The 14,879-nt window shown below is 46.4% G+C and carries 14 protein-coding genes; 7 read left to right on the top strand and 7 right to left on the bottom strand.

What is annotated here, in order from left to right; genetic code table 11:
• Window positions 1-2 precede the first annotated feature (2 nt).
• The 7 genes from GK108_RS26975 to GK108_RS27005 form a co-directional block, all read right to left on the bottom strand.
• Window positions 3-1,553 carry a c-type cytochrome domain-containing protein gene (locus GK108_RS26975; protein WP_163954701.1) on the bottom strand — a complete coding sequence of 517 codons (1,551 nt, stop codon included), beginning with the start codon at window positions 1,551-1,553 and terminating at the stop codon, window positions 3-5.
• A 12-nt stretch (window positions 1,554-1,565) separates the two neighbouring features.
• A complete protein-coding gene (locus GK108_RS26980; protein WP_163954702.1) occupies window positions 1,566-2,630 on the bottom strand; it encodes an NHL repeat-containing protein in 1,065 nt (354 codons plus the stop codon).
• A 180-nt stretch (window positions 2,631-2,810) separates the two neighbouring features.
• Window positions 2,811-3,245: a DUF4890 domain-containing protein gene (locus GK108_RS26985; protein WP_246225194.1), complete on the bottom strand. Its 435-nt coding sequence runs from the start codon at window positions 3,243-3,245 to the stop codon at window positions 2,811-2,813.
• Between the two features lie 106 nt (window positions 3,246-3,351).
• Window positions 3,352-3,843 (bottom strand): GAF domain-containing protein, encoded by a 492-nt coding sequence (locus tag GK108_RS26990; protein WP_163954703.1) that lies wholly within the window; start codon window positions 3,841-3,843, stop codon window positions 3,352-3,354.
• Between the two features lie 90 nt (window positions 3,844-3,933).
• Window positions 3,934-4,440 (bottom strand): hypothetical protein, encoded by a 507-nt coding sequence (locus tag GK108_RS26995; RefSeq protein ID WP_163954704.1) that lies wholly within the window; start codon window positions 4,438-4,440, stop codon window positions 3,934-3,936.
• Between the two features lie 55 nt (window positions 4,441-4,495).
• Entirely contained in the window at window positions 4,496-5,332 is an 837-nt protein-coding gene (gene mreC, locus GK108_RS27000; RefSeq protein WP_163954705.1) for a rod shape-determining protein MreC, read from the bottom strand.
• A gap of 105 nt (window positions 5,333-5,437) precedes the next feature.
• Window positions 5,438-6,463: a rod shape-determining protein gene (locus GK108_RS27005; protein ID WP_163954706.1), complete on the bottom strand. Its 1,026-nt coding sequence runs from the start codon at window positions 6,461-6,463 to the stop codon at window positions 5,438-5,440.
• Window positions 6,464-6,707: 244 nt separating this feature from the next.
• Between GK108_RS27005 and GK108_RS27010 the strand changes: the two genes are divergently transcribed.
• The 7 genes from GK108_RS27010 to lon all read left to right on the top strand — a co-directional run bounded on the left by GK108_RS27010 (window position 6,708) and on the right by lon (window position 14,837).
• The gene (locus GK108_RS27010; RefSeq protein WP_163954707.1) at window positions 6,708-8,210 is read left to right on the top strand and encodes a GH3 auxin-responsive promoter family protein; all 1,503 of its coding nucleotides are present in this window, start codon (window positions 6,708-6,710) and stop codon (window positions 8,208-8,210) included.
• A 3-nt stretch (window positions 8,211-8,213) separates the two neighbouring features.
• Window positions 8,214-8,525 carry a nucleotidyltransferase family protein gene (locus GK108_RS27015; RefSeq protein ID WP_163954708.1) on the top strand — a complete coding sequence of 104 codons (312 nt, stop codon included), beginning with the start codon at window positions 8,214-8,216 and terminating at the stop codon, window positions 8,523-8,525.
• 28 nt (window positions 8,526-8,553) lie between these two features.
• Window positions 8,554-8,898 (top strand): HepT-like ribonuclease domain-containing protein, encoded by a 345-nt coding sequence (locus GK108_RS27020; RefSeq protein ID WP_163954709.1) that lies wholly within the window; start codon window positions 8,554-8,556, stop codon window positions 8,896-8,898.
• A gap of 45 nt (window positions 8,899-8,943) precedes the next feature.
• On the top strand, window positions 8,944-10,116 hold the full coding sequence (locus GK108_RS27025) for a 1-deoxy-D-xylulose-5-phosphate reductoisomerase (protein WP_163954710.1): 1,173 nt from the start codon (window positions 8,944-8,946) through the stop codon (window positions 10,114-10,116).
• A gap of 174 nt (window positions 10,117-10,290) precedes the next feature.
• Window positions 10,291-11,610 carry an RIP metalloprotease RseP gene (gene rseP / locus GK108_RS27030; RefSeq protein ID WP_163954711.1) on the top strand — a complete coding sequence of 440 codons (1,320 nt, stop codon included), beginning with the start codon at window positions 10,291-10,293 and terminating at the stop codon, window positions 11,608-11,610.
• 36 nt (window positions 11,611-11,646) lie between these two features.
• Entirely contained in the window at window positions 11,647-12,165 is a 519-nt protein-coding gene (locus GK108_RS27035; RefSeq protein WP_246225196.1) for a DUF6702 family protein, read from the top strand.
• A gap of 182 nt (window positions 12,166-12,347) precedes the next feature.
• Window positions 12,348-14,837: an endopeptidase La gene (lon, locus tag GK108_RS27040; protein ID WP_163954712.1), complete on the top strand. Its 2,490-nt coding sequence runs from the start codon at window positions 12,348-12,350 to the stop codon at window positions 14,835-14,837.
• Window positions 14,838-14,879: the final 42 nt, after the last annotated feature.

Here is a 14,879-nt window from a genome sequence, read left to right on the forward strand (position 1 = left end):
CGTTAGTTCTTTTTGTCGGTTTCAGTTTTACTATCTGCGGCATTGGCTTTCGCAAATTCAGCAACGGCTTTTTCGTCGATTCCACCAACGATTTCCAGAGACGGCATTGCCTTTTTGAGATTATCAATCCCCTGCGCGGTTGCTTTCGTCTGCCACAGATAAACCTTTTTCAGGCTTTTAATTCCTGCTAATTCTGCCAGACCAGCGTCAGTCACTGCGGTTCCATACAGATTCAGGTATTCCAGATTCGTCAACCCTTTAAGTTGCTTCAGCCCGGCATCGGTCACGCCTGTTCGTTCGAGATGGAGTTTTTGCAGGTTTTTCAGTTTAGCAACAGCGGCTAATGAAGCATCGGAAATCTCCGTATCGCCCAGCTTCAACCACACCAGCTGTTGGCTCAATTTTGGCAACAAGGCTGCCTGGGCGTCATTGAACGTCCGCGCATTGACAGCGCTCACTTCCAGCTGATTCTGCTCCTTTGATAGCGGCAAAACCAGCAAGCCCGTTTTTTTCAATTCGTCGACCACCTTCGGATCGACTGCGGGTAATTTCATGGTCAAAACGGCTGATTCAGGAGCTGGTGATCCGGTATTACGGCCAGTAGTAGCTACGGCAGACCCATTCGTACCCGCCGACTCTCCACCCAGCGCGGCCAATACGGGTCTAATGGCATCATTAGTCGTTAAATCAGCTACTTTTTTATCAAATGAAGCACCCTGGTCAATCCACCAGGTCAACAAAGCAACCTGCCCTTCCGTCAGCTGTGTTTTTCCTTTGGGAGGCATGTGATGATCATCTTCTTCCGGCAACAGACAAACTTTCACCAACTGGCTCGCCGTACCCTTTCCCGCAACAAAGACAGGGCCATCTTCAGACCCTTTTCTGATCATATCGGGAGAATCCAGCCGCAGTCCCGCCTTCGACTTGTCCGCATTATGGCACTGTACACAACGCGTTTGTAGAATTGGATTGACGATTTGCTGATAGACCAGTGCCTGATTCACATCAGTGATGGGTTCTGCTTTAAACTCGTTTTGTTTGGCTGGAAGCCCGGCCATGGTACGGACTGATTCGGGAGCGTACTGAGTCAGAAAATCGGAGCCATGCGTTAAGTTTCCGCCCTGATGCCCAGCGGCCAATAGCATTACCAGCGCAACTGCCAGAGCGGGCAAATAAATCAGCTGAGCAAATGGGATCAATCGACCCAGATTCTCTGACTTCACGGCCCAGGCAAGCCAGGCAAACACCGCCACAGCAATACCCTGCCACTGATGAGAACTAAGCGCTTCAGCATCATAACCTCCCTCCTGCGACAGCATGTAGCCAAATACACAAGCCATTGTAGCACTCACCGCCGACCAGAACAAAATCAACGTAATGGTGTGTGGACTGACCGTATTCCGGCGGGTTAGCCGATCTAGTTCAAGCAAGCCGGCAATCAGCAGGAAACCAATCGGTAGATGAACGATCAGCGGATGAAAGCGCCCAAAAAACAACACCCAGTCGGCAGGCGCTGCCGGAGTAGCCTGTAAAAAAATGGATACGTTCGTCATTGAAGTACGGAGCTACGCAACACGTTCTAACTTAATTGGATAGGTTTTCCTGGAGGCCCACTGCGCCACGTAGATATTATCATCTTCGTCGACCAGCACATCGTGCGGATGCAAAAACGTTGATGTACTGCGATCCTTTCGCTGCTCGGTCAATTTATTACCCTGATAGATTGGCTCGGTCCCGCCGGGCGTTGAGATAACCCGGTCGTTTTTGTCGAGGATAGTGATATATCCTGAATCGGGATAACTGTCGGACGTACTTCTGAAAACAGCGCCGTAAATATTCTCCCGATGAATAACTGGGCGACAAATGTAGGAGCCGGGCAGCGCAATTGTCGATACGTATTTCCCATCGAGCGTAAACCGTTTCAGAGCGTTATGCCGACGATCAGTAATCAGCAGCGTTGAATTAGACGCATTACGTCGATCGACCACAATACCATGACAGCAATCGAACGTAGCGTCAGTATCGCCCTTACCGCCCCAGTAGCGGATCAACTTACCGTTTTTATCGTATTGCGTTACGTAGTTCAGGCCGTAGCCATCCACTACGTAAATGTCGCCATTAGCTGGGTTAACGGCGGTTTCAGTGGGTTTAAACTGAGAGGGATACGCATAGGCCCCTGTTTCTCTGGGATAGTCCAGCTTCATCAGCTCGCGCCCTTTCAGATCAGTTTTAACCACCTGATGCCGATCTGTATCGGTTATTAACAGGTATTGGTCGTTACCTTCTCCACCGAGCGTCAGGCCATGTCCTCCTGGATACTCATGCCCCCAGGACTCCAGAAGCTTACCTGACTTATCGTAGATAAGGATATTGTTTTTGGTTTCGTTGGTCAGCAGAATAATCCGTCCTTTAGCGTCCTGCACCATTTCGTGGCAGTCATTGACGGGATTTTTACCCGCATCTAATACGCCCCAGCCCGGAACAATCCGATACCGAAAGCCATTATGACCTAAAATGACCGCATCGGCCTTTTTTGAGCTGGTTTTAGCCGAAAGAATGGTAGGTGCTGCCATAGCGGCAGCCGTTATTGACGTATCCCGAATAAATTGTCGACGAGAAAAAAAAGACATAGCCCCTGGCGAATTTCTCAAAAAAGGAAACTCACCAAAAACTTTACTGCAATTGTTAATTTCCTGTCATCCGGCCGTTAGGACGAATCGTTTCCTGATCATCAATTCCTATTACTAACAATTAACCCCCAATCCTTGCCTAGAGGAAAGTTGGGGGTTAATTGTATCAATCGTTCTAAATTAGTTCTGGTCGTCCTTATCGCTATTGTTGCTATCTCGGCCCCTACGACCCCGCATGGATTCAAATTTGGTGTATTGATCCGGTGTCAGAATGCTCTTCATTTTACTTTTGAAGTCATCGGCATTCGCTTTCAATGCCTGGGCCTTCGTCTTATTATCATCGGAGCCTTTCTGAATAGCGTCTACTTTCTCGGCACGCGCCAGTAGAACATCGTATACTTTTTTAGACGTAGCCTGATCCAGTTCAAGTTGCCTGGTCATTCGATCCGTCATTTTCTGAGCCCGTGTAGCCGGATCTGCTGCCTGATACTGTTGCATACCCCGACCTTTTCCCATCCGGGCAGCTGGTGCATCCGGCGTTGTTGTTTGCTGAGCAAGCAGAGGTAGTGCAAACATCGTTAACACCAGGCCACTTAATGCGATTTTCTTAAGCATGGTTCGTTACAGTTATTTTGTACCTAAGACGACCAGACCAGTCAATCGTTTAACCTGTTTAGCGGATTTAATTACATCTTAACAACGCCCAGAGGCCAAAGTCTACTCAGCTCAAACACGAACGGGTAATCAAAGCGGCTATTTTGTCCAAACCTTTCACATCAATGTCGCAGAAGTCGTTAAGCTGATCACTATCAACATCCAGCACCATGCTGACCTCGCCATCAGCGCTAAACACAGGCACAACAACTTCAGACTTTGAGGCAGAACTACAGGCAATATGACCTGGAAAAAGCTCCACATCAGGCACAAGAATCGTTTCTTTACGGGTATAGGCCGCCCCACATACGCCCTTGTTAAATGCAATGCGCGTGCAGGCAATAGGTCCCTGAAAAGGCCCAAGAACCAACTGATTATCTTTCTTTAGATAAAAACCAACCCAGAAAAAGCCAAAGGCCTGCTTTAGCGCTGCTGCTACGTTAGCCAGATTAGCGATCAAATCTGTCTCACCCTCAATCAGTGCAGCAATTTGTGGTATCAGGCTATCATAAATGGCCTGCCGATCTGCGGTTTGGGGAATTACTAAGGTTTCTGCCACGGCGTAAGATGTATGAAGTGCGATGTATGCTATACGAAATTCTCTCCAGAGATATCATCGTTCATATACCATACATACATCCTACATCATTTAGTTTCTGGTAAAGAATTGAATCAGCACAATGCTCACCGTTGTAAACAGCGTACTGGCTGCTACGCGAATCAACGTTGGAATGAGTAAGCTGACGCTACTGGCTTCGATAAAGAAAAGAGCAGAATGATGAAGCAAAGCCATAATGAAGACGTAGCGAAAAAACACGCCTACACCCAGTTCCTTCAATGTGAATTCGATACGGGATTCCATACCCGGCACGTCAATCTGGGTTCGTACCACTAACGGTCTGAAATATGCCATGAGCACCGTCGATGCGGCATGCATGCCTAACGTATTGTAGAACGTATCAACGATAATACCGGTCACAAAGGCGATAAGCAATAACCAGGTCAGGCTGGTTTCATTGGGCAACAACAGAATACAGGCAATGTAGATAAAACAGAACGCGTAATCGAAGAGCACCAAATTCCGCACAAGCAGGATTTGCAATACGAGGTAAAGCAAAAACAAAAATGCAGTTGACAGAATTTCGCGTAAAGTCACAATGAAATAGGTTGCAGTTATCGGCTTTAGCGGTCAAAGCACTAAAGGCCGAAACTCATTTATCGGTTTCAACTTGTTTTTCTAATTGTTCCTGCTCGCCCTGGAGACGATTTTCGACCACATAGACGAAGGCCAGACTACTGAAATTGGTAGCCAGATCGAGGGTGAGATCATGGAATACTTTGTTCGGCTGTATCCCAACCGAGCGAACCCGTCCAATTAAGATACCGGGCGGGAAGGTAGAGTTCCGCTCCGACGTAACGACAGAATCTCCCTTGCTAACCTTTTTCGTCAGCGAAATATCGTTCAGTTTAATCAGGTGCGGATCTACGCCATCCCACTTCGACGTGCCAATTTCGCCCGCTTTAATGAGCTGGGACGAAACCAGATAATCGGAATGCAGAATAGACGTAATAACGGAAAAGTTTCGATTACAAATCTTTACCTTTCCTACGATGCCAGTCGGTGAAATAACGCCCATACCCGGTCGAATGCCATCATCGGTACCTTTATCGATAGTGATATAGTTATTGGCAAACTGGGTCGTGTTATTAACAACCTTCGCTACCGTAAACTTAAAGCGATTAGCGAAGGTAGAATCGGCCTGGTATTGCACTGGAGCGGCAGGTTTGCTTTGCAATACCTGTGTCAGCTGGCTACGTAGGCGATTATTCTCGGTTGCCAGGTCGGCATTGACCTGCTCCAGGTTAGCGTATTCGTTGGCTGCGTTAGACCAGGCCAAAATCTTGGCCGCGTATCGATTTGACGTATTAAAGTACGTAGCACTCCAATAATTGCTCGTGTTGATGATGAAGTAGAAGCAAAGTACTTCCAGCAACACGAACAAAATGAAATTGCGGCTCCGTAAAAAAAAATCGACTAATTCTCCCATGGTGGGTAAAGAAAGTAGCCTGGACGGCCACGTCCGAGTATTTATCAGGGAGTTGGATAAATCAACCTAATAAATACCCGGACGTGGCCGTCCAGGCTACAAAAATTAGCTAATCAGGACTGATTTATATAAATCCAGATTTTTGATCACTTCACCTGTTCCTTTCACAACGGCTTTGAGCGGATCGTCGGCCACGTGGATGGGCAGTTTGGTTTTTGCTCCCAGGCGCTTATCGAGTCCGTGCAGCAAGGCACCACCACCCGTTAGGTGAATTCCATTCGTGTAAATATCGGCCGATAGCTCCGGTGGCGAAATTTCGAGGGCTTTCATGGTAGCCTCTTCAATTTTCGAGATCGATTTATCGAGCGAGTAGGCGATCTCACTGTAGGTCACCTTAATTTCTTTAGGGATACCGGTCATCAGGTCGCGGCCACGGATTTCGTAGTCGGCAGGTGGATTATCGAGTTCAGGCAACGCTGAACCAACCTCCATTTTGATCTGCTCGGCTGAGCGTTCACCAATGAGCAGATTGTGTTCCCGGCGCATGTAATCAACAATATCGCGGGTAAACACATCGCCAGCAATACGGATCGACTGTTCGCAGACAATTCCCGATAAAGCAATCACGGCGATTTCGGTAGTTCCGCCACCGATATCAACAATCATCGTACCGTTGGGCTGCGTAATATCGATACCAATACCGATAGCTGCCGCTATTGGCTCGTGCACCATATAAACTTCCTTGGCTCCGGCATGTTCGGCCGAATCCTTGACAGCCCGCTTCTCCACCTCGGTGATTCCCGATGGAATACAGATCACCATTCGATGCGAAGGCGAAAAGAGCTTGCTACCGGTATCGATCATCTTGATCATACCCCGAATCATAAGCTCAGCCGCCGTAAAGTCGGCAATAACGCCGTCTTTTAAAGGACGAATTGTTTTTATATTCTCATTGGTCTTTTCGTGCATTTGCATGGCCTTATGGCCAATGGCCAGGACTTTGCCGCTGGCTTTGTCCATTGCAATAATCGAAGGCTCATCCACCACAATCCGATCCTTGTGAATAATCAAGGTATTCGCCGTGCCCAGGTCAATAGCAATGTCGCTAGTTAAAAAATTGAAAAGTCCCATTCCAGGTCATCTGTTGCTTCTATAAAGAAGCACTGTTTTTTAAAAGGTTTGCAAAAATATGGATTATTCAAGAGAAACAACGCCCAAATGTGAATAGTCTATTGTATTTTTTATATGACAATCAGAATAGTTATGTCTCCGTTAGCCACAAACGAGTGTTAGTAACATAGAAATCCATCTCCCGGCTCCATCTCGCTCGTTGTCTGCTGAAGACGCCAACTGTTTTCCTTACATTTGCGTCATTATGGGAATTCGTTCAGTCATCAGTAAGCCATTGGCTAAATGGGTAGTAGAACGTCAGCAAACCTGGATGTATACACCCGCCGAAACGCAACAACGCTGGTTTCAAAAACTGGTTGACGGTGGTCGCGCTACGGTTTTTGGCCGGGACCATCATTTCAATGACATCCATACGATCGAAGAATTCAGGCAGGCCATCCCCGTACGCGACTACGAAGACTTAAAGCCGTATGTTGAACAGATACTGGCTGGCAATGACGACGTATTGTGGAAAGGGAAACCCTTGTACTTTGCCAAAACCTCTGGTACTACGTCGGGAACGAAATACATTCCTATTACGCAGGATTCGATTCCTAATCACATCAATTCGGCCCGCGATGCGCTGCTGAACTACATTAACGAAACGGGCAATGGCGCCTTTCTGGACAAGAAGCTTATTTTTCTGTCGGGAAGCCCGGAGCTTACGCAAAAAGCAGGCATCAATATTGGTCGGTTATCAGGCATCGTCAATCACCACGTACCAGCTTATCTGCGCACCAACCAGTTGCCAAGTTATGAAACCAATACCATCGACGACTGGGAAACGAAACTGGAACGTATCATCGACGAAACGTTGCCACAGTCAATGTCGCTAATCTCAGGTATTCCACCCTGGGTTCAGATGTACTTCGATCGGATTCAGGAACGTACCGGCAAGCTGATCAAAGATGTGTTTCCTGATTTTTCGGTCTTTGTTTATGGCGGCGTCAATTTTGAGCCTTACCGGGCTAAACTTTATGAGAGCATCGGCAAACGGATCGACTCGATTGAAACCTATCCTGCTTCGGAGGGCTTTCTTGCCTTTCAGGACTCTCAGACGGAAGAAGGGCTACTGCTCCTATTAGACAGCGGTATCTTTTTCGAATTTGTACCCGCAGAAGATTACTTCTCCGACAATCCGCGTCGTCTGACCATCAGCGAAGTGGAGCTAGGCAAGAATTATGCTGTCATCATCAATAACAATGCAGGACTGTGGGGGTATTCGCTCGGCGATACGGTCAAGTTTGTATCGCGGGAGCCGTATCGATTGCTGGTAACGGGACGTATCAAACACTTCATTTCGGCGTTCGGCGAACACGTCATCGGCGAAGAGGTTGAAAAGGCCTTGCAATTTGCTATGCAGCAACAGCCCGAAACCGAGGTGGTGGAATTTACGGTAGCTCCGATGGTTAGCCCAAAAGAAGGATTGCCTTATCACGAGTGGCTGGTTGAATTTGCTACGTCTCCCGGCGACCTCACTCGTTTCGCGCAGGACGTCGACAACCGACTGACGCAATTGAACGTATATTACGACGATCTGATTACGGGCTCCATTCTGCAACCGCTGAAGTTGACAAGCTTATCGCGTGGTTCCTTCCAGCGATATATGAAATCGCAGGGTAAATTAGGCGGTCAGAACAAAGTGCCCCGACTGGCGAACGACCGTACCATTGCGGAAGGACTATTAGAGGCAGATAAAACGGTTTAGGCGATGAAACCTGCTATCATTGACCAGGAATTTATACTGGGAATTCTGAGAGCTAACCTGGATCGATTGTACAAGGATTTTGGTATTGAGCGTATTGGACTCTATAGTAGCTTTGCTCGAAATGAACAGACAGAAAAAAGTGATGTCGATTTAGTGTATACCATGATAGAAGGTCGCCATTTATCACTAGTTAACAGAGAACGATTACAGCGATTAATTAGGCAACAAATACGCCGTAAGCCCGACCTGATTAATCAACGGTATATGAACCCATTTACTAACTATACGATGCTCAAAGAGGTGGTTTATGTATAGTATAAAAAATCTTTCATACATATGTACAATGCTGGAATGCATAGAAAAGATTTTACTATATAGTAGTCCTTTTGATAACGTCGAAGATTTTGTCTGGTCTAATGACCAATTAAATTACAACGCAACCTGGGGTTTACTTCTTGCCATTGGAGAAGAATCAAAGCGTATTGACAATGGCTTAAAGGAGGATTATCCGCAAATTCCCTGGCGTAATATTTCGGGTATGCGAAACTTTCTGGCTCATGATTACCGAGGTATTGATTATGACTTAGTGTATGATGTAATCAACGTAAATCTGCCTGACCTGAAAAATGCACTCGTCGATATGGTGGATAAAGTTGAATGCGACAAAGAGTTACTAAAGGAGGTTTAGACTCCCCTTACTATCGGCATATTCAATACTTACGTAGTAAACTAAATGACTGATATAAAAAAACGCCATATCGCTATCCTCGGCTCAACTGGCTCAATCGGAACGCAGGCTATTGACGTAGTAAAGTCTCACCCCGATCAGTTTCAGGTTGAGGTATTAACAACCAACAATAACGCCGACTTGCTCATCCAGCAAGCCATCGACGTAAAGCCCAACGTAGTGGTTATTTGTAATGAAGATCGCTACGATCAGGTTTTTTCAGCACTCGATCCGATTGGTATTAAGGTCTATGCAGGTGCTAAAGCCATTGCATCAGTCGTGCAAATGGACACGATCGACATGGTACTTACGGCCATGGTCGGTTATGCGGGTTTGTTACCCACCATTAAAGCCATTGAAGCGGGAAAATCGATTGCCCTGGCCAACAAAGAAACGCTGGTTGTGGCGGGTGAACTGATTACGCGGCTGGCTGCCCAGAAAGGCGTCAACATCTATCCCGTCGATTCCGAGCATTCGGCTATTTTCCAGTGTCTGGTTGGCGAATTTCATAACCCTATTGAGAAAATTATTCTGACAGCTTCGGGAGGGCCATTCCGTGGAAAGTCGCGGGAGTTTTTGTCGACCGTAACGAAAGCGCAGGCACTCAAACACCCGAACTGGACGATGGGAGCCAAGATTACGATTGATTCGGCTACGTTAATGAACAAGGGCCTTGAAGTAATCGAAGCCAAATGGCTGTTTGGTTTAACGCCCGACCAGATCGACGTTATTGTCCATCCACAGAGCATTATTCACTCGCTGGTTCAGTTTGAAGATGGGAGCATCAAAGCGCAGATGGGCCTTCCCGACATGCGTTTACCGATTCAGTTCGCACTGGGTTATCCCAATCGGCTACCGTCAACTTTCCCGCGTTTTAATTTTCTGGATTATCCGTCGCTGACGTTTGAACAACCCGACCTCGCTACGTTCCGGAATCTGCAACTGGCCTTCGACGCACTCAATCAGGGCGGTAATGCTCCTTGTATTATCAATGCGGCAAACGAAGTGGCTGTCGATGCATTTCTGCATGATCAGATCGGTTTTCTGGAAATTTCGGAAATCATTGAATCATGCCTGCTCAAAACTTCCTTTGTACAAAACCCAACGTACGACGATTACGTACAGACCGACGATACCGCCCGGCGGTTGGCTTCTGAACGAATTAAAAGTTTGGTTTAACTGTTTGTATTATATCGCTTATCCGCAGCGTTTTTGTAATCAATGCCTCCTATAACCGGTTTAATAGCCATACCCATCAAGTTATCAAGATCTGGTTTTGGGAAGCACTGTTGTTAAATAATCTTAATTTTGATCTTATTATAACGGTCCGCCGTAGCGGTATTTTTCGAATACATGGAAATTTTAGTGATGGCCGGGCAGCTCATTTTGGGTCTGTCCATCTTGGTAGGCTTGCATGAATTAGGGCACTTGTTAGCGGCAAAAGCGTTTGGTATGCGCGTCGAACAGTACTTCATCGGCTTTCCTCCTAAAATCTGGAGTATCAAACGGGGCGAAACCGAATATGGCATTGGCGCTATTCCGCTTGGCGGCTTTGTTAAGATTTCAGGAATGATCGACGAATCGCTCGATACGGCCCATGTCAACGCCGAACCACAACCTTACGAATTTAGAGCCAAACCAGCCTGGCAGCGCCTGATTGTTATGCTGGGTGGCATTATTGTCAATGTTATTGTCGGCATTCTGATCTTCGTTATTCTTACCTATAAAAATGGTAATACGTATCTGGCCGCTAAAGATGCCAAATACGGCATTGTTGCCTACGATCTAGCCAAAAGCATTGGCTTGCAAACCGGCGACAAGATTGTTAAGGTAAACGGCAAATCCATCGTTGATTTTAATGAAATCCGCAGTTCCGATGTCTTTTTAGGCGACAATAGTTCTTATACCGTTGAGCGGAATGGCAAGCTGGAAGATATTTTTATCCCGAATAATTTTCTGGACAAACTGGCCGATAAAAAGGCGGCTGGCCAATTTATTGAGCCTATCGAGCCATTCAAAGTAGGTGAGTTAGTTCCAGATCAGCCAGCAACCAAAGCTGGCCTGAAGCCCGGCGATGTCATTACCAGCGCCAACGGTAAACCCATTCGTTTCTACCATGAATTTACGGAGGCTGTAAAACCGCTAAAAAACAAACCATTAACCTTAGTAGTCTCCCGCAATGGGCAACCCGTTACGATCAGCATGACTACGACCGAAGAGGGCACAATTGGTTTCTATCCAAAACTGTTACTACCAGTCACCAGGGAAGAATACACATTTGGTCAGGCATTATCCATCGGTACGAAAAAAGCCTTCCAGGTTGTGTTCGATAACATTAAAGGGTTCGGTAAGATTTTCCGGGGTGAAGTGTCTGCGTCAAAAGCCCTGAGCGGACCAGGAAAAATTGCTCGTGATCTCTTCGGTGGCATTTGGGACTGGAATCGTTTCTGGACCGTTACAGGTCTGCTGTCGATGGCATTGGCGTTTATGAATGCCCTACCTATTCCGGCTCTTGATGGCGGTCATGCAACCATACTGAGCTATGAAATCATTTCGGGCAGAAAACCAACCGATCGGTTTTTAGAGATTTCTCAACGGGTTGGTATGATTTTCCTGTTAGGTCTGATGGCTTTTGTTCTTTTTAATGATGCATTCGACATCTTATTTAAGTAGTCTAGTAGCTTTTGCCAGCGTTAACGCTTTTTAGCCTTGAAATTACCTAAGTTACTAATTGGAGTGATCCTTGTAGTGGCCGGTTGTCTGTCAGGCAGTCGGCCACTGACGCTTCATGATTTTCATGCCAGCGTTACCCAAATGCAGTATAATCCTAAGGAGCGCACGTTTGAAATCAGCATCCGAATCTTCACGGACGATTTTGAAAAAGCCTTATCGCAGGATTCGAATACCAAAATTCAGCTATCGGGCAACGTAGCAGCCGATAAAATTGATCCTTTAATAGAAAAATACATCCGTTCACACTTTGCTTACGTAAATTCACAGAAGCAACCCAAAGCCTTTAGCTACGTAGGTCACGAAATAGAAGCCGATGCCAATTGGCTTTATCTTGAAATGCCTTATACCGAGCCTTTTAAAGGTGGATTGCTGAAGCAAAACGTATTAATGGAGTTATTTGAGGATCAGGTAAATATGGTAAATATTCAATATCAGGGGCAAAAAAAGACATTTGTTTTCCGCAAGAATCAGCCCATTCAGGATGTTACGTTCTGAATAATAAATTTATTAGGTTAGTAACACCCCAACTTCGTTACTTTTGTACGTGAGCCAGTGACCTGCCGTCTCGTCATAGGTCAATAGAATGGCACGGCTGTTGCAATTTGCTCATATCCTTACCTTTCCAAAAGTTTAGGACACCTACCACTAATGAAAGCTGCCAGTTTGGCAGTGTATATATGATTTCAGAAAAAGAATTAGCTACCCGATTATTGCTGGCCGATTTTGACTCGGACAATTTAGAAATTGTGCCACTAGGGTCGCCAGAAGGGTTAGACGAAGATTACGAACTACCGCCAAACTTACCTATTCTGCCTGTTCGCAATACAGTGTTATTTCCAGGCATGGTTATTCCCGTTACGGTTGGTCGAGCAAAATCAATCCGGCTTGTAAAAAAAGCCTATAAAGGAAACCGAATCATTGGTGTAGTTGCCCAGTTAAATCAGCAAAAAGACGAGCCAACTGCCGACGACCTGTACCGCTTCGGAACAGTCGCCTATATCATAAAAATGATTACGCTACCGGATGGTAATATCACCATTATCATTCAGGGCAAGAAGCGCTTCGAAATTCAGCAGTTTATTCAGGAAGAGCCTTTCATGACAGCCCAGGTTCGTCAGATCGAGGACTCGTTCCCGAATGTGAACCGTAAAGAAGGCAAAGCCTTATTGCAGTCGGTAAAGGATGCTGCGTATAAGATCTTACGCCTTAATCCCGAAATACCTCAGGAAGCCCGTATTGCACTGGACAATATCGAAAGTCCAACATTTCTGTTGCACTTCCTATCGTCGAACATTAACGCCGAAGTTGCTGATAAACAGCGGCTATTGGAAACCCTGGAAGGAAACCAGCAGGCAAACCTGCTTCTGGAATACACGCTACGTGAAGTTCAGCTTCTGGAGCTAAAGCGTGAAATTCAATCCAAAGCCTCATCGGATCTCGATCAGCAGCAGCGCGATTATTATCTGCGCCAGCAGATGAAGGTGTTGCAGGATGAATTGGGTATGGATAATCCAGACCGTGAAATCGATGAACTCCGGATGCGGGCCGATCGGAAGAAATGGCCAGCTGAAGTACGCGCCCATTTCGACAAAGAACTGAACAAGCTCCAACGTATTAATCCAATGGCTCCTGAATATCCGGTGACCATGAACTACATTGAGCTAATGGTCGATCTGCCCTGGAATGAGTATACGAAAGACAATTTCGATCTGAAACGGGCGCAGAAAATTCTGGATGCTGACCATTTTGGTCTGGAAAAAGTAAAAGAACGGATCATTGAATATCTGGCCGTTCTGAAACTTAAAAACGATATGAAGGCCCCGATTCTGTGCCTCTACGGTCCTCCTGGTGTTGGTAAAACGTCGCTGGGTAAGTCGGTAGCCAAAGCACTGGGGCGTAAATACAGCCGTATGGCCTTAGGTGGTGTACACGATGAAGCAGAAATTCGCGGACACCGTAAAACCTATATTGGCGCCATGCCGGGTAAGGTTATTCAAAATATCCGGAAATGTGGCTCGTCTAATCCAGTCTTTATTCTGGACGAAATAGACAAGGTAAGCTCTGATTTCCGGGGTGATCCATCGTCGGCTTTACTCGAAGTACTTGATCCGGAACAGAACTCAACGTTCATGGATAATTACCTGGAAACGGAATATGACCTTTCCAGAGTTTTGTTTATCGCTACGGCCAACTCGCTCGATACTATTCATCCGGCCCTTCGCGACCGAATGGAGATCATCGACATTACAGGCTACACCGTTGAAGAGAAGGTCCAGATTGCCAAGAAATACCTGATTCCTAAACAACGCAAAGATCATGGTCTAAAGCCTAAAGATCTGATTATTGAAGACAAGGCCATCCTTCGCATTATTGAAGGTTATACCCGCGAATCGGGGGTTCGGAATCTGGAGCAAAAAATCGGGGCACTGGTGCGTAAAGTGGCGAAATCAATTGCCATGGAGGAAGACTACACGCATACGGTGAAAGCCGCCGATGTGCCTAAGATGCTGGGAGCAGAGATCTTCGATAAAGAACTCTATGCCGACGACGATATTGCTGGCGTTGTTACGGGCCTGGCCTGGACACAGGTAGGTGGCGAAATCCTGCTTATTGAGTCAAGTCTGAGTCGTGGAAAAGGCGTATTGACCTTATCGGGGCAGTTGGGCGACGTAATGAAAGAATCGGCGATTACAGCGCTGTCTTACATGAAAGCCCATGCTGATGAACTAGGTATCGACTACCGGATCTTCAATAATTACGATCTGCACATTCATATTCCGGCGGGTGCCGTTCCAAAAGATGGTCCTTCGGCAGGTATTACTATGCTAACGTCAATGACCTCCATTTATACGCAACGCAAGGTGAAGCCCTACGTAGCAATGACGGGTGAAGTAACGTTACGTGGTAAAGTATTACCGGTGGGTGGTATTAAGGAGAAAATACTGGCGGCCAATCGAGCCGGTATTAAAGAGATTATTCTCTGCTCAAAAAACCGGAAGGATATTGAGGAAATCAACACTACGTATATCAAGGACCTGAAATTCCACTACGTAGATAATGTTAGCCAGGTTCTCGACATTGCGCTATTACCGCATCAGGTTGGCAAACCGATGAAATTTATACTACCTGACGAGAAAGAACACCGGGAAACCGAACGAGCATATTAATCAACGAGACTAAAAAGAGTCAGGCGTACTTGGTTTAACGAA

Origin of the sequence: Spirosoma terrae (assembly GCF_010435915.1) — a bacterium.
GTDB classification, from domain to species: Bacteria; Bacteroidota; Bacteroidia; order Cytophagales; family Spirosomataceae; genus Spirosoma; species Spirosoma terrae.

Coding starts and splice junctions, on each gene's coding strand:
- GK108_RS27015 (WP_163954708.1), top strand. CDS start 8,214: ATGAAACCTGCTATCATTGACCAGGAATTTATACTGGGAATTCTGAGA.
- GK108_RS27025 (WP_163954710.1), top strand. CDS start 8,944: ATGACTGATATAAAAAAACGCCATATCGCTATCCTCGGCTCAACTGGC.
- GK108_RS27005 (WP_163954706.1), bottom strand. CDS start 6,463: ATGGGACTTTTCAATTTTTTAACTAGCGACATTGCTATTGACCTGGGC.
- lon (WP_163954712.1), top strand. CDS start 12,348: ATGATTTCAGAAAAAGAATTAGCTACCCGATTATTGCTGGCCGATTTT.
- GK108_RS27020 (WP_163954709.1), top strand. CDS start 8,554: ATGCTGGAATGCATAGAAAAGATTTTACTATATAGTAGTCCTTTTGAT.
- mreC (WP_163954705.1), bottom strand. CDS start 5,332: ATGGGAGAATTAGTCGATTTTTTTTTACGGAGCCGCAATTTCATTTTG.
- GK108_RS27010 (WP_163954707.1), top strand. CDS start 6,708: ATGGGAATTCGTTCAGTCATCAGTAAGCCATTGGCTAAATGGGTAGTA.
- GK108_RS26975 (WP_163954701.1), bottom strand. CDS start 1,553: ATGACGAACGTATCCATTTTTTTACAGGCTACTCCGGCAGCGCCTGCC.
- GK108_RS26980 (WP_163954702.1), bottom strand. CDS start 2,630: ATGTCTTTTTTTTCTCGTCGACAATTTATTCGGGATACGTCAATAACG.
- GK108_RS26985 (WP_246225194.1), bottom strand. CDS start 3,245: ATGCTTAAGAAAATCGCATTAAGTGGCCTGGTGTTAACGATGTTTGCA.
- rseP (WP_163954711.1), top strand. CDS start 10,291: ATGGAAATTTTAGTGATGGCCGGGCAGCTCATTTTGGGTCTGTCCATC.